Annotated in this window: 18 protein-coding genes; 14 read left to right on the top strand and 4 right to left on the bottom strand. The window is 25.9% G+C overall.

Annotated features, from left to right (window positions below; all coding sequences use genetic code 11):
* From pseG to AAQM_RS11865, 4 genes are read left to right on the top strand one after another with little or no spacing between them, the layout of a single operon-like run.
* Window positions 1-918 (top strand): UDP-2,4-diacetamido-2,4,6-trideoxy-beta-L-altropyranose hydrolase, encoded by a 918-nt coding sequence (gene pseG, locus AAQM_RS11880; RefSeq protein WP_129096195.1) that lies wholly within the window; start codon window positions 1-3, stop codon window positions 916-918.
* A complete protein-coding gene (locus AAQM_RS11875) occupies window positions 915-1,556 on the top strand; it encodes a formyltransferase family protein (protein WP_129096194.1) in 642 nt (213 codons plus the stop codon). Before pseG ends, AAQM_RS11875 begins: the two co-directional genes overlap by 4 nt.
* Window positions 1,543-2,583 carry a pseudaminic acid synthase gene (gene pseI / locus AAQM_RS11870; protein WP_129096193.1) on the top strand — a complete coding sequence of 347 codons (1,041 nt, stop codon included), beginning with the start codon at window positions 1,543-1,545 and terminating at the stop codon, window positions 2,581-2,583. Before AAQM_RS11875 ends, pseI begins: the two co-directional genes overlap by 14 nt.
* 15 nt (window positions 2,584-2,598) lie before the next feature.
* A complete protein-coding gene (locus AAQM_RS11865; RefSeq protein ID WP_171920719.1) occupies window positions 2,599-4,656 on the top strand; it encodes a motility associated factor glycosyltransferase family protein in 2,058 nt (685 codons plus the stop codon).
* 43 nt (window positions 4,657-4,699) lie between these two features.
* Here the strand turns inward: AAQM_RS11865 and AAQM_RS11860 are convergent, their stop codons facing one another.
* From AAQM_RS11860 to trmA, 3 genes are all read right to left on the bottom strand, one after another.
* The gene (locus AAQM_RS11860) at window positions 4,700-5,548 is read right to left on the bottom strand and encodes a flagellin (protein WP_171920718.1); all 849 of its coding nucleotides are present in this window, start codon (window positions 5,546-5,548) and stop codon (window positions 4,700-4,702) included.
* Between the two features lie 183 nt (window positions 5,549-5,731).
* A complete protein-coding gene (locus AAQM_RS11855) occupies window positions 5,732-6,580 on the bottom strand; it encodes a flagellin (protein WP_171920717.1) in 849 nt (282 codons plus the stop codon).
* Window positions 6,581-6,754: 174 nt separating this feature from the next.
* The gene (trmA, locus tag AAQM_RS11850; protein ID WP_129093995.1) at window positions 6,755-7,879 is read right to left on the bottom strand and encodes a tRNA (uridine(54)-C5)-methyltransferase TrmA; all 1,125 of its coding nucleotides are present in this window, start codon (window positions 7,877-7,879) and stop codon (window positions 6,755-6,757) included.
* Between the two features lie 55 nt (window positions 7,880-7,934).
* On the opposite strand from trmA, the gene AAQM_RS11845 reads away from it, so the two are divergent.
* From AAQM_RS11845 to AAQM_RS11800, 10 genes are all read left to right on the top strand, one after another.
* Window positions 7,935-9,524 carry a helicase-related protein gene (locus AAQM_RS11845; protein ID WP_129093996.1) on the top strand — a complete coding sequence of 530 codons (1,590 nt, stop codon included), beginning with the start codon at window positions 7,935-7,937 and terminating at the stop codon, window positions 9,522-9,524.
* 61 nt (window positions 9,525-9,585) lie between these two features.
* Complete coding sequence (locus AAQM_RS11840; protein WP_129093997.1) at window positions 9,586-11,520, top strand: ankyrin repeat domain-containing protein; 1,935 nt, start codon at window positions 9,586-9,588, stop codon at window positions 11,518-11,520.
* A gap of 12 nt (window positions 11,521-11,532) precedes the next feature.
* Window positions 11,533-12,831, top strand: coding sequence for a bifunctional UDP-N-acetylglucosamine diphosphorylase/glucosamine-1-phosphate N-acetyltransferase GlmU (gene glmU, locus AAQM_RS11835; RefSeq protein WP_129093998.1), 1,299 nt, complete (start codon window positions 11,533-11,535; stop codon window positions 12,829-12,831).
* A 6-nt stretch (window positions 12,832-12,837) separates the two neighbouring features.
* Window positions 12,838-14,109, top strand: coding sequence for a bifunctional phosphopantothenoylcysteine decarboxylase/phosphopantothenate--cysteine ligase CoaBC (coaBC, locus tag AAQM_RS11830; RefSeq protein WP_129093999.1), 1,272 nt, complete (start codon window positions 12,838-12,840; stop codon window positions 14,107-14,109).
* On the top strand, window positions 14,087-14,788 hold the full coding sequence (locus tag AAQM_RS11825) for a di-trans,poly-cis-decaprenylcistransferase (protein ID WP_129094000.1): 702 nt from the start codon (window positions 14,087-14,089) through the stop codon (window positions 14,786-14,788). The genes coaBC and AAQM_RS11825 overlap by 23 nt, the downstream gene beginning before the upstream one ends.
* Window positions 14,748-15,548 carry a prepilin peptidase gene (locus AAQM_RS11820; RefSeq protein ID WP_228254483.1) on the top strand — a complete coding sequence of 267 codons (801 nt, stop codon included), beginning with the start codon at window positions 14,748-14,750 and terminating at the stop codon, window positions 15,546-15,548. Before AAQM_RS11825 ends, AAQM_RS11820 begins: the two co-directional genes overlap by 41 nt.
* Window positions 15,545-16,564, top strand: a complete 1,020-nt coding sequence (locus AAQM_RS11815; protein WP_129094001.1) for an LptF/LptG family permease — start codon at window positions 15,545-15,547, stop codon at window positions 16,562-16,564. Before AAQM_RS11820 ends, AAQM_RS11815 begins: the two co-directional genes overlap by 4 nt.
* 5 nt (window positions 16,565-16,569) lie before the next feature.
* Window positions 16,570-17,292, top strand: a complete 723-nt coding sequence (gene truA / locus AAQM_RS11810; RefSeq protein ID WP_129094002.1) for a tRNA pseudouridine(38-40) synthase TruA — start codon at window positions 16,570-16,572, stop codon at window positions 17,290-17,292.
* 9 nt (window positions 17,293-17,301) lie between these two features.
* The gene (locus tag AAQM_RS11805) at window positions 17,302-19,827 is read left to right on the top strand and encodes a PAS domain-containing sensor histidine kinase (protein WP_129094003.1); all 2,526 of its coding nucleotides are present in this window, start codon (window positions 17,302-17,304) and stop codon (window positions 19,825-19,827) included.
* A 45-nt stretch (window positions 19,828-19,872) separates the two neighbouring features.
* A complete protein-coding gene (locus tag AAQM_RS11800) occupies window positions 19,873-20,595 on the top strand; it encodes a response regulator transcription factor (protein ID WP_129094004.1) in 723 nt (240 codons plus the stop codon).
* Window positions 20,596-20,624: 29 nt separating this feature from the next.
* On the opposite strand, the gene AAQM_RS11795 is transcribed toward AAQM_RS11800, so the two are convergent.
* Complete coding sequence (locus AAQM_RS11795; protein ID WP_129094005.1) at window positions 20,625-22,730, bottom strand: TRAP transporter permease; 2,106 nt, start codon at window positions 22,728-22,730, stop codon at window positions 20,625-20,627.
* Window positions 22,731-22,820: the final 90 nt, after the last annotated feature.

The following is a 22,820-nucleotide window of genomic DNA, read 5'->3' as shown; positions in this document are numbered from 1 at the left end:
ATGAATATTTTAATAAGAGCTAATTCTTCTTCATATATTGGAATAGGTCATATTATGAGGGGTTTAGTTTTAGTTAAGCAGTATTCAAATGACAATATTATTTTTGCTACAGAAAATTTAGATGGAAATATAAATCACAAAATTATTGAAGCAGGTTATAAAATAGAACTTCTAAAATCAAATAGCTTTGATGAATTAAACGAGTTAATTAAAAAATTAAATATTGATATGATAATTATAGATAATTATGAAATAAATTATAATTTTGAGAAAAACTTAAAAGAGTTAAATCCAAGTTTAAAAATATTTGTATTTGATGATACTTATGAAAAACATTTTTGTGATATTTTGATAAATCATAATATTAGTGCAAATGAAAAAAAATATAAAAATTTAGTACCAAATAATTGTGAATTAAGATGTGGAAGTAAATACACACTTTTAAGAGATGAATTTTTAGAAGCTAAAAAACAAAAAAATAGTATAAAAAAAGATAAAAAAATAAAAACTATTTTTGTAGCTATGGGTGGAGCAGATCATAGTAATATAAATATAGATATTTTAAAAGTGGTAAATAAAATTCGAAAAAAGAATAAAAAAAATATAAAAGTAAATATCGTTAGTACAAATGCAAATAAAAATTTAGAAAAGTTAAAAAATTATTGTAAAAATAAAAAATGGATAAATTTATATATTAATTCAAAACAAATTGCAAAACTTATGAGTGAAAGTGATTTTGCAATAGTAACACCAAGTGTCACTGTTAATGAAGTTTATTATCTGAAACTGCCAATTATTGCTATAAAAACTGCTGATAATCAAATAGATATATATAGATATCTAAAGAAAAAAAGATTTTCAGTTTTAAAAAAATTTAAAATAAATAAATTAGTAAAGTTAATAAAAGAGAAAATGTGAAAATAGCAATTATTACATCACCGAATCAATGGTTCATACCTTTTGCAAAGGAATTACAAAATAAGATTAAAGATTCAGTATTGTTTTTTGAACATCAAAATATAAATGAGTCTTTTGATATAGTGTTTATTTTAAGTTACCATAAGCTTATAGAGAAAAAGTATTTAGAAAAAAATAAGCATAATATAGTGATACATGCAAGTGCTTTGCCTCAAGGAAAAGGTTGGGCACCAATGTTTTGGCAAATCCTTGAAAATAAAAATAAAATTCCTTTTACTATGTTTGAAGTTGATGATAGTGTAGATGGTGGTGATATATATATGCAAAAAGAATTACATCTTACTGGGGATGAACTCAATTATGAATTAAGAAAAAAACAGGCTAATCACATTGTTAATATGTGTTTAGAATTTATTAATAATTATTATAAATATAAAGTTCCTATAAAACAAGAAGGAATAGAAACTTTTTATAAAAAAAGAACCTGTAAAGATAGTGAATTAGATATTTCAAAAAGTATTGCAGAACAATTTAATCTTTTAAGGATAGTTGATAATGATAATTTTCCAGCATTTTTTTATATGAATGAAAAGAAATATATTTTAAAAATAGAAGAGGCAAGTGATGAAAATAGGTAATTTTGATTTAGAAAAAGATGGTATTTATATAATAGCTGAACTTAGTGCAAATCATAATGGAAATTTACAAAATGCTTTAGATACTATAAAAGCTGCAAAAGATATAGGTGCAAATGCCATAAAGCTTCAAACATACACTGCTGATACTCTGACTTTAAATAGTGATAAGGAAGATTTTATTATTAAAGGTGGAACACTTTGGGATAATAAAACATTATATGAATTATATAAAGAAGCTTACACTCCTTGGGAATGGCATCAAGAACTTTTTGATTATGCTAGAAGTATTAATATAGATATTTTTTCAAGCCCTTTTGATAAAACTGCTGTTGATTTTTTAGAACAGTTCAATCCAAGTGCATATAAAATAGCTTCATTTGAAATTACTGATTATGAATTGATTCACTATACCGCTTCAAAAGGTAAGCCAATTATTATAAGTACAGGAATTGCAACAATTGAGGAAATACAAGATGCTGTTGATATTTGTAGAAGCGTGGGAAATCATGAGATAATACTTTTAAAATGTACAAGTGCATATCCAGCAGCTCTTGAAGATGCAAATCTTTTAACTATTCCAAATCTTTCACAAACTTTTGGAGTGATAGCTGGTTTTTCTGATCATACTTTAGGAATAACAGCACCTATTGTAGCTATAACACTTGGCGCAAAAGTAATAGAAAAACATTTTATTTTAGATAAATCTATTGGTGGTGCTGATGCTGAATTTTCTTTAGATAAAAAAGAGTTTGAAGAAATGATAAAAGCAGTTAGAGATAGTGAAAAGCTTTTAGGAAAAGTTGATTATAGTATGACTGAAAAAAAGAAAAAATCAAGACAATTTGCAAGAAGTCTTTATGTATCAAAAGATATAAAAAAGGGTGAAGTATTTAGTAATGATAATATACGAAGTGTAAGACCTGGATATGGACTTCATCCTAAATATTTAAAAGATTTTTTAGGAAAAGTAGCTGAAAGAGATTATGAATTTGGTGAAAGATTGAATAATTTAAAAACAATATTATAAAAATAAGGGTAGAAAATGACAGAAGCACAAATTCAACTTCAAAATGCATTATTAACAACTTTTTTAGCTAATTTGGCTTTTTTAAGTGAATATGATAATGATCTTTATCATAAAATTGATGAGCTTTCTTGTATGATAGAAAATGGAACTTATGAAGAAAAATATGCATTAGATTTTATTATGGAAAATGGTGATTTTGATATTTATGATATTACTAATGATAAATATCTTTATAATAAAAATCCTCAAAAATTTAATAATAAAGCTGTGTCTCAAATTAATTTTGATACAAAAGGGAGTTTTAGTATAATAGAACCCTTATATATTTCTAATAATAATTTTTTAGAAAGTCCTGAATTATTTAAAGATAATATTTTTTTAGAAAAAGGATTTTTACAAAAAAAAGATTTAGATGAATTTAGAAAAATTTTAAAAGAGGATTTTTCAAATTATAAACATAAAAAATTAAAAAATATTGATAAATTTATCTTTATTGGTACATTGTTAGGAAGACATATACCTTTAATTATAAAAAAAACAAATGCTAAAAATTTCATGGTTTGTGAACAAAATTTGGAAATATTTAGATTGTCTTTATTTGTTATAGATTATTCAATTTTGGCAAGAGATGGAAGAACAGTCGTTTTTTCAATAATGGATAAAATATATGAATTTAGTCATAAAGGTAGTAATTTTTTAAGAAATGATTATCATCAAAATCATGTAATAAAATATTTTACTACAGATTTTAATGTTTCAAAATATTTTGATCAAATTATGGATGCTATAGTTTCTGAACAAACAGAAGGTTTTAATTATTATATGATGCTTGATAATGTTGCTAAACTTGCATTGTCAAGAATAGATAAATATAAAGTAATACAAAGAGAATTAGTAAAAGAAGCAGATTTATATTTAAAAAATAAACCTGTTTTATATATTGGTGCAGGACCATCGTTGAATGAAAATTTAGATTGGATATTGAAAAATAAGGATAAGTTTATAATTGTTTCTATGGGTGCTTCTTGTAAAAGATTATTATCAAAAGGAATAATACCAGATATTGTGGGTACAGTAGATCCTCAATATAAAGTATTAAATGAGATACATTTTTCTGATGAAATTATTGAAAAATTGAAAAATACTATCATTCTTGCTTCAATGAATACAGATCAGAGAATATTAGACAAGTTTAATCAAAATAATTTATTTTTATATGAAGTTATTTTTACAATAAATCATAAAAGTAAAGTAGAAAATGGTTATAGTATAGGCGAGATTTTAGGAACAATTCTTATAAATTTAGGGGTTAATAATATATATTTAATTGGGATTGATTTAGCAATAAATCAAGAAACAGGAGAAACTCATATTTCAGGATATGAGACTTCAAATACATTTAATTTAAAAAATATTAAATCATCTATAGAAAAAGATGCTTTTTCAACTCGACAAGATTTAGTAAAAGTAAAAGGAAATTTTATAGATGAAGTTTATACTTCAAGACTCTTTAATACATCTTTGAATACTTTTTCACTATCTTGTGAAACTTTAAAAGATGAATCACAAAAGATTTATAATTTATCTAAAAATGGGGCATATATAGACTCTACAGAACCTCTTGACATTGACACTTTCGATGTAGAAAAATTTGATTCTATAGAAGAGAGTGAAAAATCAAGTGAAATAAAAAATGATTTTATATATTTATCTAAAAATTATCTTACTAATGAAGTAATAAAAGAATTACAAATAGAAAGAGATTATCTATTTGATATTAAAATGAATTTTTTAGAAAAAAATAAAGAATATGCTTCGTTAGATGAATTTACAAATGATTATTTGATTTTAGAAAAGAAATTATTAGTTCCAGAAATAAAAACTACATTTACTACATCAATATTTTCATTTTATTTAAGAGCAGTAATGCCTTATATCTACTATTGCTTAAATGATAAAGCATTAAAAAAAGAGAATGAAAAGCTAAATAAAATAAGCAAAGAATTGAAAAAACAATTGTTAGAAATATCTAATAAATATCTTGGATACTTAGATTTGGTATTAAAAAAGTAGTAATCTATAATATAGATTACTACTTTACAAAATAGTTATATTACTATTGAAGTAATCTTAAAACATTTTGTTGAACAGCATTAGCTTGACTGATAGCATAAGAACCAGCCTGAGAAATGATGTTTTGTTTGTTGAAGTTTGCAGATTCTTGAGCATAATCAACATCTCTGATTATAGATTCAGCAGCTTTAACATTAGTAGCTTGAGTCATTAAGTTTCTAACAGCAGATTCAACTTGGTTTTGAGTAGAACCGATGTCTCCTCTATATCCATTTAGAGTATTAATAGCTGTATTTACAGCTGTTTGAGCTGTAGCCGCATCAGCTTTTGATATTGAACCTGTTCCTGAAATAGCTGTTGATAATGTACCTAGTGCTAGACCTGTAGTATTAGCATTAACAGCTGCCATTGTAATAGTATCAGTAGATTTTTCCCCTATTTGGAAAACATGAGCACTTGATGCACCGTTTGCTGCAGCATTTGAAATCAATTGTCTACCATTATAGTTTGTTTGTTCACCAATATTATTTAATTGCTCTAGTAACTTTTTAATATCTTTACCAATAGATTTTCTACCTTCATCTGAAGTTGTATCAGTATTAGCTTGAATTAATTTAGCTTTAATCGTATCTAAGATGTTTGATTGCTCAGCCATCGATTTATCAGCAATTTGTAATAAAGTAACAGCAGAGTTACCATTAGAGATACCTTGATTAATAGAAGTTGCTTGAGTTCTTAACTTATCAGCAATTGCCAAACCAGAAGCATCATCAGAAGCTTTGTTAATTCTAAGACCAGTAGAAAGTTTTTCTAAAGAACTAGTTACACTTTTAGAAGTGTTTTGTGCAGCTTCTTGAGCTGTTAAAGATGAAACGTTAGTATTAATTCTCATAATAAATCCTTTTTAATTATGACACATTGTGATAAAAAATTATCACGACCTTAAACATTCTTGTCACTTAATAAAAGCTTCAAGCATAAAGAGAAAGTTTTCCTCTTTTCGGAATCCATTGATCCCTAATAAAAAAGTAGTAATCTATAATATAGACTACTACTTTACAAAATAGTTATATTACTATTGAAGTAATCTTAAAACATTTTGTTGAACAGCATTAGCTTGACTGATAGCATAAGAACCAGCCTGAGAAATGATGTTTTGTTTGTTGAAGTTTGCAGATTCTTGAGCATAATCAACATCTCTAATTATAGATTCAGCAGCTTTAACATTAGTAGCTTGAGTCATTAAGTTTCTAACAGCAGATTCAACTTGGTTTTGAGTAGAACCGATGTCTCCTCTATATCCATTTAGAGTATTAATAGCTGTATTAATTGCACCTTGTCCTGTAGCTGCATTTGCTTTAGTTAAAGTACCTCCTGTTCCAATAGCTCCTGATAATGTACCTAGTGCTAGACCTGTAGTATTAGCATTAACAGCTGCCATTGTAATAGTATCAGTAGATTTTTCACCTATTTGGAAAGTATGTACACTTGATGCACCATTTCCTGTTGAATTTGAAATTAATTGTCTACCATTATAGTTTGTTTGTTCACCAATATTATTTAATTGCTCTAGTAATTTTTTAATATCTTTACCAATAGACATTCTACCTTCATCTGAAGTTGTATCAGTATTAGCTTGAATTAATTTAGCTTTAATCGTATCTAAGATGTTTGATTGCTCAGCCATCGATTTATCAGCAATTTGTAATAAAGTAACAGCAGAGTTACCATTAGAGATACCTTGATTAATAGAAGTTGCTTGAGTTCTTAACTTATCAGCAATTGCCAAACCAGAAGCATCATCAGAAGCTTTGTTAATTCTAAGACCAGTAGAAAGTTTTTCTAAAGAACTAGTTACACTTTTAGAAGTGTTTTGTGCAGCTTCTTGAGCTGTTAAAGATGAAACGTTAGTATTAATTCTCATAATAAATCCTTTTTAATTATGACACATTGTGATAAAAAATTATCACGACCTTAAACATTCTTGTCACCTATAAAAGCTTCAAGCATAAAGAGAAAGTTTTCTCTTTTCGGAATCCATTGAACCCTAATCTTTATAATGAAATTATTACACTACAATTCTTAAAATTAGATTAAATTATTTAATCTTTTCTAAAATTACACCACTTTCAATATGATTTGTAAAAGCAAATTGGTCAAATAGTGCAAATCTTACGATTTCATGGGTTTTTGTTAACTCTTCTAAGTCTCTATGTAAAGTTTCTGGATTACATGAAATATAGATAATGTTAGGAAAATCTTTGGCTAATGCTCTTGTTGTATCATCAAGTCCAGACCTTGGTGGGTCCATAAAAATAGTGTCAAATTCATAATCATCTAAATTTATATCTTTTAATCTATTAAAAACTCTTACTTTATTTAGTCCTTGTACAAACTCTTCGGCACTCATACGTATAAAACTAATAGTTGAAATATTATTTAATTTACAGTTTCTCAAAGCTGATTTTATAGAAGTTTTTGAAATTTCTGTGGCTAAAACTTTTCTAAATTTTGTAGATAAGGGTATTGTAAAATTTCCACCACCACAATATAACTCGCATAAATCTTTTGTTGAAGCTTGAGTGTTATTTAAAACCCATTGAATCATTTGAATATTTACTTTTGTGTTTGGTTGAGTAAAACCATTTTCTTCATAAGCAAAAAAGAAATCTTGATTAGTGATATTTAAAGTTTCATTTATGTAGTCATTTGTTAAAACAATTTTTTGTTTTCTACTTCTTCCTATGATTTTTATATTTAATGCTGACTCAATTTCTTTTGATTTTGTTATCCAACTCTCTTCAAGTTTTTTATGATAAATCAAAGTTACCAACATATCATTTGTTGAACTTCCCAAAAATTCAACGGCAAAAAGTTTATAAGAGAGTTCTAAATCACTTTCTAACTTAGTTATAAGTTTTGGCATAAGCTCCTTTATATGAGGGCTTACCATTTCACATGAATCAATTTTTAAGATATTTTTTTTGAAGTCATTCATTGCATAAGATAAAATCTCATTTCCATTTGCATCTTTTTCCCACCAAATTCTAAACTCTGCACGATTTCTAAAATTTGACTCACTACTTTTGATAATATCAAATTCTATAGTTGTAAAGTTTGAAAATCTCTCTTTTTCCCTTTGAATTTTGTAGTTTAATTGTTCTTCATAAGTTTTATCAAAAAGTGTACAAGATGCACAAATACCAAAATATTTACAATTCATTAAAGTCCTTCATTTATTTAAACTTGTATTATATTCTATTGTATATAATACGCCTATGAAAGAAAATTGGCAAGAACAACTACAAACCTTATTAAACTGTGATTTAAAGACTTTATATCCATTAGCAAGAAGTCTAAATCGAAAACTAGAGTTTTATGTAGGTCCTACAAATAGTGGGAAAACATATAATGCAATGCAAAAATTAAAAGAGGCAAATTCTGGACTTTATTTAGCACCTTTACGACTTTTGGCACTTGAAGGATATGAAGATTTAAAAGAATCAAAAATAAAAGCATCTCTTATAACTGGTGAAGAACAAATGTTAGACGAAGAAGCAGCTCACGTTTGTTCAACTATTGAAATGTTAGATTTTGACTTAGATGTTGATGTTGCTGTTATCGATGAAATTCAAATGCTTGAAGATGTTGATAGAGGTTGGGCATGGGTAAATGCAATTATTGGATGTCCTGCAAAAAAAATCATTATGACAGGAAGTGTAAATGCCCTTGATGCTATAAAAAAGATAGCCTCATATTTGGGTGAAGAGTTAGAAATTATAAAACATCAAAGAAAAAATGAGTTAAAAGTTTTGCCAAAATGGACTGCTTTAGAAAAACTTGAAGATGGAACAGCCTTGATTGCATTTTCAAGAAGTGATGTTTTAAAATTAAAACAAAAATTACAAAAAAAATATTCTGTTTCAGTTATTTATGGAAATTTATCTCCTGAAGTAAGACGAGATGAAGCCAAAAGATTTAGAGAGAAAAAAAGCCAAATTTTAATAGCAACAGATGCAATTGCTATGGGATTAAATCTTCCAATTAAAACTATTTTATTTACAACAGATGAAAAGTTTGATGGAAAAAGTAGAAGAAAAATAACAGTTAATGAAATAGTTCAAATTGCAGGTAGAGCAGGAAGATATGGACATTTTGAAGCTGGATATTTAGGAGCTACACGAAGAGATGTTTTAGCTTATATTTCCAAAGAGTTTGAATCGCCAATTAGAACTATAAAACCTCCATTTAAAGTAAAAATAAATAACAATCAATTAGAAGCATTATCTTCTCATATCAAAACAAATTCTCTTACAAAAATTTTGAAATTTTTTGCGGATAATATGATTTTTAGTGGTCCTTTTGTAGCTTCTAATATCTCTTCTATGCTTGAAGCTGCAAAGATAGTTGATACAAGATTTAATCTAAAACTTGAGGATAAATATCTTTTAGCACAAGCTCCAATAACTACAAAATCAAGTATTATTTTACAAGCCTATGAAGCATATATTGCAAGTGTGATTAAAAAAAGAGTTTGTCATTATAAACCGTCAATTACACTTCCAAAAAAAGCAATAACTCAAAAAGATTTACTTTTAGTAGAAGATGAAGTTAAAAAAATATCTTTATATCTTTGGCTTTCATATAAACTTCCAGATATTTTTCCTGACCATGATAAAGCATATATTTTAAGAAATTCATTTAACAGTTTTATTGAAAAATCTTTAAGAGGAAACCTACTTGAAGAGGATAATTCAAAAAAGTTCTTTCATGAAAGAAAACAAAAAAATAATGCAACAACAAGAACTGAAAAAAAAGAAATAAGTGTAAAGAAAAGTTATAAACCAAGAAGAAGAAAAACAATTTAATAAAAAATTAGCTAAAATATATAGTTTTAATAAAGCTGCAAATAAATAAAGGAACCTTTTAGTGTTTAATTTTTTCAAGGTAAATGAAGACCTTTTTTACAAAGAGTTATTCTCTGAAGATTTAGATGTTGATAAACTCCAAAGATATGTAAATAGAGGAATTGACTTAAATAAGAAAGATGAAAAAGGTCGTTCAGTTTTATTTTCTTTAGCAGCAAAAAGAAAACTAGATGCAATACGATTTTTACTAAAAAATGGTGCAAATTTAAATCTTGAAGATAGATTTTCAAAAACTGTTTTAGATGAAGCTTGTGAAAAATCTGATGGAGTAATGGTAAGATTTTTTCTTGATAATGGTTTTGATATAAATAGAAAAAATAGTTCAGGAAGAACAATTTTTCAAGATATTGCTCTTGATGGTAATTATAAAATGTTTCAAATATTGCTTACTTATAAACCAGATTTAAATATAAAAGATAGTTATGGAAAAACTGTTTTATTTGATGCTGTTGAGGGTGGAAATTTAAATATTTTAAAAGATGTTGTAAATAATTTAGATACTTTAAACACTTTGGATGAAAATCATCAGACAGCACTTTTTAAAGCGGTTTTAAAAGATGATATAAATATATCTACAACTTTAGTTTTAAATGGAATAAATGTAAATTTTTTAGATAAAGATGGACAAAATGTTCTTTTTAATGCAATTTTACAAGGCTCTAAAAATATACCATTATTTGAACTTTTGATAAAGAAAAATATAAATTTAAATGTGATAGATAATTTCAATAAAAATATTATGGATGAACTTTTAAGAGTTGTTGATATTCAAAAAAATACTTCTAAAGAGTTAGAAGGAAAATATAAATTAATCACAGAAGATAAAGATTATATTCGTTTAGCTCTTTTATTTATTGAAAATGGTTTAGAGATTGATAAGGTAGATGAAACAGGAAAAACTACATTACAAAAAGAGATAGAAAATAAAAAATTTTCAAATGTAGAATTTTTATTAAATTGTGGAGCTGATGTAAATATAAGTGATGAGAACAATAAAAATATAATTTATACAGAAATACTAAAAGGTTATTCAAACTATAAAATGATTGATTTTTTAGTTTCAAAAGGTGCAAATCTTGAAGCAAGAGATTTGGATGAAAAAAGTGTGGTTGATGATATTGTAGAGATTATTGCAATCTCTAAGGGTTTTAAGAAATCAAATCCTAGATTATCAGTTTTTATAAAAGAAGATGAAAAATATGATGTTTTACTAAAAAAAGTATTAACATATAGACCTGATATTGAAACACAAAGATTAGATGGAAAAAATATTTTATTTGATTTAGTTTTATATAACGATTTTGAAACCTTAAGAACAATAATCAATTATGGTGTAAATTTAAATATAAAAGATAAAAATGGAAAAACTCCTTTGATGTATCTGGTTGAAGAGGGTTTGAAATTAAACGAAAAAAGAGAAAGAGAACAGTTTATAGAAAGATTAGTAAATTTCTTAAAATATAGAGTTAATGTAGATATTCAAGATAATGAAGGAAGAACAGCAATTCATAAAGCAGTAATTGCTGATGATTTGACGGTTGTTGAAAAATTACTTACAAAAAAAGCAGATTTAAGTATAAAAGATATGCATGGAAGAACAGCGCTTCATCATACTCAATGGCATGGTAATTATAAGATTGCTAGATGGCTAATAGCAGCTGGAGCTGATATAAATCAACCAGATAATTCAGGATTTACTTTATTAAATTATGCAGCAATTTTTGGTCATGCAAGATTAGTTGTAGCTTTAATAGCTTCAGGAGTATTGATGTACAACAGAAATCCAAAAAATAAAAAAGTTGCGCAATTTTTTAAAGATAGAGAAAGAAATCTTGATAAGTTGATAAGTTCAAATATAAATGATTTGAAAATGAAAAATGCATTAGAAGAAGTAGTTGAAAATTTAAAAAAAGAGTTAAATGAAGCTCTCAATTAAAAAAGGAAAAAAATGTTTAATAAATCAATAATTATACTTGCAGCAGGTGCAGGTACTAGAATGAAATCAGATACTCCAAAGGTATTACATAAGATTTCGGGTAAACCAATGTTATATTATTCAATAAAAGAGGCTTTAAAATTAAGTGATGATATTACAGTAGTTTTATTTCACCAATTTGAACGAGTTAAAGCTGAAATAGAAAAATATTTCACAAATATAAATTTTGTTATTCAAGACCATAAAAACTACCCTGGAACTGGTGGGGCTGTTATGGGAATCACTCCAAAGTATGAAAAAGTATTAGTTTTAAATGGTGATATGCCTTTAATTCAAGCAAGTGAGTTGGAAAAATTTGAAATTGAAGCGACAATCGTTATGTCAGTTTTAGAGTTAGATAGTGCTGATGGTTATGGAAGAGTAATTATTGAAAATGGTAATGTTAAAAAAATAGTTGAACAAAAAGATGCAACACCTGAAGAGTTAGCAATTACAACAGCAAATGCTGGAATTTATCAGTTTGAAACAAAGTTTTTACTAGAAAATTTACCAAAATTAGATAATAACAATGCCCAAAAAGAGTATTACATCACTGATTTAGTTGAAATGGCAATAAATCAAGGCTTAGTTTTAAAACCTCTTGTTGTAAATGAAGAGAATTTTAAAGGAGTTAATTCAAAAGTTGAGTTAGCTGATGCTGAAGTTATTCATCAAAATAGACTTAAAAAAGAGTTTATGAAAGCTGGTGTAATCATGAGATTACCTGATACTATTTATATAGAAGAGGGTGTAGAAATTGAGGGTGAAAGTATCATTGAAAATGGTGTAAGTTTACTTGGAAACTCAAAAATTATAAATTCTCATATTAAAACTAACTCTGTTGTTGAAGACTCTATCGTAAAAGATAGTGATGTTGGACCAATGGGAAGAATCAGACCAGGAAGTGAGTTAACAAATACTCATATAGGAAATTTTGTTGAGACAAAAAAAGCTAAACTAACGGGTGTAAAAGCAGGGCATTTATCATATCTTGGAGATTGTTCAATAGATGAGGGAACAAATATTGGATGTGGGACAATTACTTGTAATTATGATGGTGTAAATAAACATCAAACAATTATAGGAAAAAATGTTTTTGTTGGAAGTGATACACAGTTTGTAGCTCCTGTAAATATTGAAGATGATGTTTTAATAGGAGCTGGTTCAACTGTAACTGGGAATGTAAAAAAAGGTGAGTTGTATCTTACACGTGCAAAAGCTAAAACTATTGATGGTTATTTTTATAAACATTTTTCAAATAAAAAGAAGTAAAAATCTATGTTATTAAAAAATAAAAAAATATTAGTTGGAGTTACTGGTTCAATTGCAATTTATAAAACTTTAGAGTTAATTAGACTTTATGTAAAAGCTGGAGCACAAGTGCGAGTTATTATGACTGAGGGTGCAAAAAAGTTTATAAATCCAATTACGTTTGAGGCAATATCTCAAAACAAAGTTTTAGATGAAAGTAGTGAATGTTGGGATAAAGACCAAGATTATAATCATATTGATATTGGAAAGTGGTCTGATATTTTTGTAATAGCACCAGCGAGCGCTAATACTATCAACGCTTTAGCAAATGGTTTAGGGAATAATTTATTATTACAAACTGCACTTGCATATCCAAGAATTAAACTAATTGCACCTGCTGCAAATACAAATATGCTAAAGAACCCTATAACACAAGCAAGTCTTAAAATGCTTAAACTTTGTAATTATGAAATTATCTCTTCTCAAACAAAAGAGTTAGTTTGTAAAGATGTTGGTGATGGTGCAATGGCAGAACCAATTGATATTTTCGATGCTACTTGTAAGGAACTTCTAAAAGATGAGTATTGGATAAATAGAAGAGTAGTTTTAAGTGGAGGAGGAACTCTAGAAAAAATTGATGATGTTAGATATATTTCAAACTTTTCATCTGGGAAAATGGCTTCAAGTTTGGCTAAAGCTTTGTATTATAAGGGTGCAGATGTTTGTTTGATTAGTACACGAGGTTATGAAAATTTACCAAAAGATATTCATTTAATAAAGGTTCAAAGTTCAAATGAAATGTATGAATATTTAGTAGATTCAATTAGGGTTGCAAAAAAAGGAATTTTAACAAAACCTACTTTGATGGATAGTTCAACTCCTACACTAATTTTAAAGAAACCATTTTTATTTATGGTTGCAGCTATTAGTGATTATCTTCCTTCATATCCACAAGAAGGAAAATTAAAAAAAGAGTTAATAGGAACTTTATGGAACTTAGAGTTAAAACAAAATATGGATATTTTAAAATCACTTGATAAAGAGGGAATCGTATCTATTGGTTTTAAAGCAGAAATGGATGAATTAAGTGCTGTTGAAAATGCAACAAAAATGCTAGAAAATAAAAATTTAGATGGAGTTTGTCTAAATGTTTTAAATGAAGAAAATAGCTTTGGGAGTGAAAATAATAATATTGAATTGATTTTGAAAAATAGTTCTTATGAGTTTAAAGGAAAAAAATTAGATGTTTCTTTAAATATTTTAGAAAAATTACAAGATGAGTTTAAATTATATGAATAATATAAATGTTCCTTCACATATAGCTATTATTATGGATGGAAATGGAAGATGGGCAAAAGAAAGAGGTTTAAATCGAACAGCAGGTCATGAAGAAGGTGCAAAAATAGTTAGAAATATTACTTCATATTGTGCAAGTATTGGAGTTAAATATTTAACTCTCTATGCTTTTTCCACTGAAAATTGGAATAGACCAAAACTTGAAGTAGAATATTTGATGAAACTTTTAGAAAAACATCTAAAAAAAGAGATAGAGGTATATTTAAAAAATAATATTAAATTTAAAGCTATTGGAGATTTAAGTAGATTTTCAAAATCTTTACAAAAATCTATAAAAGAAACAGAAGAAAAAACAGCAACTTGCACAGGATTAACTCAAGTTTTAGCTTTAAATTATGGTTCAAAAAATGAGATTATCAGAGCAATAAAAAAATTAAATGAAAAAAATCTTGAAATAACAGAAGAAAATCTTGATTCATGTCTTGATACAGCAGGTTTTGGAGATGTGGATTTATTGATTAGAACAAGTGGTGAGATAAGACTTTCAAACTATTTATTATGGCAAAATGCTTATGCAGAAATGTTTTTTACTCAAACATATTGGCCAGATTTTAATGAAATAGAACTTTATGATATTTTAGTTGAATTTACTAAAAGAGAGAGAAGATTTGGAGGTATTTAGTTTTATTTTTGGTGCAATAATTGGTTCTTTTTTAAATGTATTAATTTTAAAACTTCCATTAAAAGAACCAATTCTTATCATAAATAGAAGTAAATGCCCAAATTGTAATCATACAATTTATTGGTATCATAATATTCCATTATTTTCATATATATGTTTGATAGGAAAATGTGCATATTGTAAAAGAAAAATATCATTTCAGTATTTTTTAGTTGAATTTTTAAGTGCTATTATTACTCTGTTTTTATTTTTAAAACTTGGTTTAACTCAAGAATTTTTATTTATGATTTTATTGTTTTATATTTTAATAGTTTTATCTTTTATCGATTTAAAATATAAAGCTGTACCTGATTATTTACTTTTAATTGCTTTAGTTTTTTCATTTTTTGCAACAAATTTTGAAATATTTGAAGCTTTAAAAAATTCTTTTTTGTTTACAGGTGCAATAGTTTTACTCAATTTTTTGATAACTTTTTATATTCAAAATATAAAATCAAAAATATTGAAAGATGAAAGTTTAAAAACGCAAGTTGCTTTAGGAGAGGGAGATATTCCAATTTTTGCATTAATTGCAATTGTTCTTGGAATAAATGCAGGAGTATTTGCTGTATTTTTAGGTGCTTTTTTTGCTATAATATCCTCAATCTATTCAAATTTAGTAAAAAAAGATATTCAAACACCATTTATTCCATATTTAGTTTTAGGATTTTTTATCGAATATTTTTTTAATTTAGAAACATTTATAAAGGCATTTTATTGAAATTAAATCACTATTTACATTCCCAATTAGCAATCACATTTTTTCCAATATTTTTAGGATTATATTTTATAACTTCAATAGTTTTTTTAGTAAGGATAGCTTCATTAACTTCAGTTATAACAATGGATTTTATAGAACTTTTTACTCTTTATAGTTATGTTATTCCCCAAATTATTTTTTATACGATGCCAATTTCATTTTTTCTTTCAATGGTTATAACTTTGGCTAAACTTTCAAGTGAATACGAACTTACAGTAATTACCTCTTTTGGATTAAATCCAGTAAAAATATTAAAAATATTTTTACCTATAACTTTTTTAGTTTCATTATTATTACTTGTGGTTTCCCTTGGCTTAATTCCTAAAACAAAATTTTTATCAAACCAATTTTTAGACTTAAAGAAAAAAGAAGCAAATTTTAATATAAAAGCTAGTGAATTTGGTCAAAAATTTGGTGATTGGTTGATTTATATAAGTGATAAAAATGACAAAGTTTATAAAGATGTAAAACTTTTTAAAACAGAAAATAATAAAGACCAATTTATAGTTAGTAAAACGGCTATTTTAGATAATGACAAAGGAAATTTAAGTTTTAGATTGATTGATGGAAAAACATTTATTTTTGATAATGAAGAGTTTAATCAAATTGATTATGAATCTATGTATATAAACGAAACTATTAATAACAAAAGTGCAATGTTTGATTTTCAAAATAGTTTTGATTATTGGATATTAGTATTATCACATGATATGAATTTTGATGAATTTGCCTCTTATGTTTTATCTTCAATATTTCCTTTAATTTCACTTTTTTTAATTATTACTTTTGGATATTTTAATCCAAGATATGAAAAAAATAGAGCAGTTTTTTACTCTTTACTTGCAGTTGTTTCTTATTATGTTTTAATAAAAATCATAGGAGATAAAATACTTTTACACGCTATTTATATTATTCCTATTATTTGGATTGGTGGAACATATCTTTTATATTCTAGAACAATTCAAAAAGAGTATTGATTTTTATGAATTTGAAATTTGTGTGTTCTTATGATGGAAGTTTATTTCAAGGAAGTCAAAAACAACCAAATGGTTTGACTGTTGAAGATAAACTTCTTAAGGCATTTAAAAAAATAAATATTGAAACAAATATTGTTTTAAGTGGAAGAACTGATAAAGAAGTTCACGCAACAGGACAAGTTTTTAATTGTTTAGTTCCTGATTATTGGGAAGATTTTTTTAAATTAAAAGAGGTTTTAAATAAAAATCTTCCAAGTTCAATAAAAATTATAAAAATATCAAAAGTAAGTGAATCGTTTCATTCAAGATTTCATGGAAAAAAAAGAGTTTATAGATATCTAATTACAACAAAACCTACAACTCCTTTTAATGATAAATTTATAACTTATGTAAAAAATGTAGATGAAGAAGTTGTTAAAAAAGCTATAAAAGAGTTTATAGGTATTCACGATTTTAAATATTTTCATAAAACAGGAAGTGATAAAGAGCTCACTACTAGAGAGATTTTTAGTACATCTTTTTATAAATATAAAGATATTTATGTTTTTAGATTTGAAGCGAATTCATATTTGAGATCTCAAATTAGATTAATGGTTGGTTTTTTACTTGCAATTAATGATAAAAAATTAACGATTGAAGATTTAAAGAAACAGTTAAATTTAGAAAAAAATATATTTAAAACTCCTGCAAAGGCAAATGGACTTTATTTAGCAAAAATAAAATATTAAAGGGAAAAAGTGTTTTTTAAAAAAAAGAAGTTTTATACACTTTTAGATATAAAAAATAAGATAATTTATACACCTTTGATTTTTATTTTTATCCTTGCAATAATCTCTTTTATTTCCATATTTTTATTTTTAGAGTATGAGAAAAGAAATAAAATTAATAATCTAATTCAAAATGAAAATTTTTATAAAAATGATGTTTTGAAAACCTATATTTCAAATATAAAATATAATACAAGTGTTAGTTTTGATGATGTTGAAAATGAGTTAAGTAATGCTGTTTATGAAACAATAGGATTTATAAAGGCCAAATTAAAAGAAGAAAAATCTTTTGATATGAATTTTTTATTACCTTATTTAAAAGAAATTGAAACAGAAAAGGGTATAAAATTTATAGTTTTTGAAAATATAAACTATAAATTATTATATGGAGAAGAGTTATTAGATAGTTTAACAAGCCTTACAAATTCTGAAAATAAAACTGCTAAATTTAAATATTATATGTTAAGAAATATTGAATACATTGGTGATAATAATCTAATGTATAGTATTGATAATGAAAAAAGAAATATTCAATTAAGTTTTATAAAATATATAGATTTTATAAATATTTATATTGGGGTTTACTCTAAAATTGATGATATGAAACTACTTACAAAAAAAGCTATTTTTGATTCAATAGTGACAAAAAGTAAGACTTTAAATAATTCACATTTCTATTTTTATGATATTAATGAAGAGAAAATTTTTAATTATAATATGAGTGGAAAATTAGAAGATTTAAACTCTATTGAAAATTTTTTAGAAAATAGTAAAAATGATTTTTCCTTTACTTTCCCAAAATATCAATACAAAATATATATTAAAACAAATCCAAATAATGAAGATATAAAACTAATAAAACAAGAGTATAAGACTAAACTTATTGCGCTATTTTTATTGGTACTTTTTATATCTTTGATATTAATTACTTCTTTTAACATATTTGGAAGATTTATTAATACAATTTTTAATAGATATAATAAGAGATTAGAGAGAAAAAATCTTTTATTTAAAAAATGGAAAGAGAGATATGAACTTGCTATTATTGCTTCAAATGATGGCTTATGGGATATGGATTTACAAACAAAACAAATCTTTTTTTCAAATAAATGGCTTACTATGTTTGGTTATGAGAGAAATGATATTCAAACTTTTGAAGAGTGGCTAAATTTAATTCATAAAGATGATAAAGAAAAAGTATTAAATAAATTTGATGAACATATAAATAAACATAATGAACACTTTATTTGTGAATATAGATTGAGAGCTAAAAATGGAGATTATAAATGGATTTTAGTTCGAGGTAAAGTATTTAATTCAAATAGGGTTTTAATGATGTCTATGAATATAGATGAAAGAGTTAAATTATCAAAAGAGTTAAGAGATGTTGAATTATTAACAGAGCATGGAAGAATAGTAGTTTTTAGATGGGAGAATAATGAAGATTTAACTATAAAGTTCGTTTCTAAAAGTATTAATAGATATGGTTATGAAGTAAATTATTTTGAAAATAAAAACAATTTTTTTGAATTTGTTTATAAAGAGGATGTTAAACAGTTAAAAAATATTATAAAAAAAGCCATTTTAGAAGATAAAAACTCTTTTAATTCTATTTATAGAGTTGTTGATAAACAAAACAATATTAAATGGGTGTATAATAGAACAATTTTGATAAAAGATGATTATTCAAATGTTATAGGATTTTATGGGTATTTAAATGATGTAACAAAATTAAAAATGAATGAGGAAGAGTTAAAACAAAAAATAGAACTTGAGGTTGAGAAAAATTTACAAAAAGATAGATTATTGGTTCAACAAAATAAACTAGCTTCAATGGGAGAGATGTTAGGAAATATTGCTCATCAATGGAGACAACCATTAAATAATATAAATCTTTTGATTTATTATATTAGAGATTCTTATGGAAAACTTCCAAAAGAAGAGTTAGATGAAACTATAAAAAATGCAAAATTACAAATAGATTTTATGTCACAAACAATTGATGATTTTAGAAATTTTTATAAACCATCGAAAGAGAAAAAGAGCTTTAATATTAAAGATTCAATTATCCAAAGTTCTAAAATAGTTAAGTCATCTTTGGAAAAAAATTCTATAGATTTAGAAATTAATGAAATAGAAATAGAAATAGATAATTATGAAAATGAGTTTGAACAAGTAATAGTTAATATTTTAAATAATGCAATAGATGCAAAAATCATAAAAGATGAAATTACAAAATTTAAAGCAAAAATAGAGATAAAAATCTATAAAGAAAAAGAAGAGATATTTATCTCTATTTTTAACAATTGTGGAAATATAGATGAGAATATTATTGATAGAATATTTGAACCATATTTTACAACAAAGTTTGAAAATCAAGGTACAGGAATAGGACTTTATATGACAAAAATTATTGTTGAAAAAAATATGGGTGGAAAAATTGAAGCAATCAATAAAGATGATGGGGTAGAGTTTTTAATAAAATTAAATGCTTAAAATCATTTTGATATAATATTTTATAATAATTAAAAAAGAGTAGGAATGCAAAATTTTAAAACAAAAGTTTTATTAGTTGAAGATGAAGAGTTAGCTAGAAAAACCTTAACATTTTATCTAAACACAGTTTTTGATGAGGTTGTTACTGCTTGTGATGGAGCTGAAGCATTAGAGATTATCAAAGAGAGTTTTTCCAAAAAAGAGAATTTCGATTTGATTATTAGTGATTTAAATATGCCAAATTTAAATGGTATGCAAATGATTGATGAGATTTTAAAACTTCTTCCAAATCAAAGATTTATAATTGTTAGTGCACATAAAAATGAAGAAGATTTATTAAAACTAATAAATCTAAGAGTTAGTGGATATTTTGTAAAACCTTTAAATATTGATAACATGATGGAGATGCTTCAAAAAGCAAAAGAGGAAGTTATTTTGGATAAAGAGATGAAAGAAAATACTCCTCAAAAACTTTTGAAATTAAATAATAGTTATACCTATGATTTGCAAACTAATAAATTATATAACAACAAAATAATTGTAAAACTTTCAAAAAAAGAGTCTGAGGTTTTAGAAGTATTGATAACAAATATAGGAGAGTTAATTTCTCTTGATAGATTCAAGCAAGAGATTTGGAATAATGTAGATATAAATGATTCCTCTTTTAGAACAGTTATGAAAAGATTAAAAGATAAAATAAAAGATGATGATTTTATACTTTCTCAAAAAGGTTATGGTTACATAATAGAAAAAGTTTTAGATAAATAGATAAAAGAGTTTTTCTCTTTTATCTATAATTATGCTATTGCTTGTTTTTTAATTCTCATTTTTTGTATGAAATAAATAAGAGCAAAAATCCCAATACCAACTAAGTATGATACGTGGTGATCTCCAAGTCCTAACTTTGCTTCCATAATTCTTGGAAGGAACATAAATGGAACGATTGATAAGAATAGTAGTCTTTCAAGTATATTTGTATTTGTTAAGAAATATCCCATTGTTGCAGATGAAAATGCAACCATACCAATAAATGCAGTTATGAAGATTATAGCTATATCTAAAGGATTTGTAATCCATACCCACCCAAGTGGATCTCCTGGATTTGATGCATCTATTCCTGAAATTAATAATAATTCTGGATTGAAGAAAAACATAAATGGTAATAAAGCTGTTCTTATATTATAAATAAATCCAATAACACCTGTTTTCATAGGGTCTGCTTTTGCGATTCCTGCTGCTGCGTAAGCTGCAAGTCCAACAGGAGGTGTAACATCTGCTAGAATACCAAAGTAAAATACAAATAAATGTGCAGCAATTGCAGGAACTAAAAATCCATTATCAGCAGCAAGGGTTAAAATTACAGGAGCTGTAAGAGAAGCCATAACTATATAGTTTGCCGTTGTTGGCAGTCCCATTCCTAAAATGATAGAAATAAGAGCAGCTAGTGCTAAGATTGCAAAAATATTACCATTTGCTAATGTTTCTACAACTTCTAATAAAACTTGACCAAGACCTGTTAATGTAATAGTTCCAACAACAATACCAGCAAGTGCTGTTGCAATTGCTATTGGCACCATATTTTTGGCTCCACTTATCATTCCTGCTAAAATATCCACAAATCCAGAAAGCCAAATATCTTTTGTAATTTTTTCTTTTGCTAAAAAAGCTCTAAATGGATGTTGAATAACCATTAAAATCATCAACAACATAATTGCATTAAAAGCAGCACTAGCAGCACTTTGTCTTAAAACAATTAAAGTATAAAGTAAGAAAAAAATTGGAATTAAGTAGTGAATCCCTTGTACAAATGTATTCCATTTTTTTGGAAGATCTTCAGGATTCATCCCTTTTAAACCTAATTTTAAAGCTTCCAAGTGAACTATATAAATTAATGCAAAATAAGCAACAAAAGCTGGAATAAATGCAGCAATTACAACATCAGAATAAGCCATTCCTAAAAACTCAGCCATAATAAACGCAGCAGCTCCCATAATAGGAGGCATTAATTGTCCCATTGTAGAAGCAGAAGTTTCAACAGCTCCTGCTTGTTCTGCTTTAAATCCTGTTTTTTTCATAAGTGGAATTGTAAATGTTCCTGTTGTAACTGTATTTGCAATAGAACTTCCACTCATAATTCCTGTAAAACCAGATGCAACAACTGCAGCTTTAGCAGGTCCTCCTCTAAATTTTCCTAGTAACGCATAAGCAAGATTAATAAAATATTCTCCGGCTCCTGCTTTATCTAATAGTGAACCAAATAGAACAAATAAAAATACAAATCCAGCAGATACCCCAAGTGGTACTCCAAATACACCTTCTGTTGTTAGATACATATGACCTGCTAATTTATTTAAACTAGCACCTTTATGAATAATTAATTCAGGCATATAAGGACCTAAATAAGAATAAGCTAAAAATATAATTGCAATTATACTTAAAGCTAACCCTAAAACTCTTCTTCCAGCTTCTAATAAAATAATGATTGCTATAACAGCTACAACAATATCTAAAGTAGTATAATCACCAGGTCTTAAAGAGAGTTCATTATAAAAAATAGCAATATAAGAAGCTGTTGCTAAACCGATAGCCGCAAACGTATATCCAAACCATCTAATTTTTATTAAAAAATATGGTTTTCTCATCATTGGATAAATCAAAAATGCTAAAACAATACCAAATGATAAGTGAACGGATCTTGAAATAGTTGAGTTAACAGGTTCAATAACAATATATAATTGAAACATAGACCATAAAAGCGCAATTATTGAAATTAGCCAAAACTCATAGTGTTGTGAGCCAAAAACTCTTTGTCCTTCTAACTCATTTAAAATAGCTTTAGTTTCATGTTCTTGTTCTTCTTCTAATTGGGAAAATTTATGAGGTTTTTCTTCATAAATAGCCATAAGTGTCCTTTGTAAATAGATAAGATAATTATTTTCATACCTCATTTAACTAATTTTTTTAAATGAAGTATAAAAAAATTATCTAAGGAT

The organism is Arcobacter aquimarinus (genome assembly GCF_013177635.1).
In the GTDB taxonomy this organism is placed as follows: domain Bacteria; phylum Campylobacterota; class Campylobacteria; order Campylobacterales; family Arcobacteraceae; genus Aliarcobacter; species Aliarcobacter aquimarinus.
This window is presented reverse-complemented; position numbering and strand designations above follow the sequence as displayed.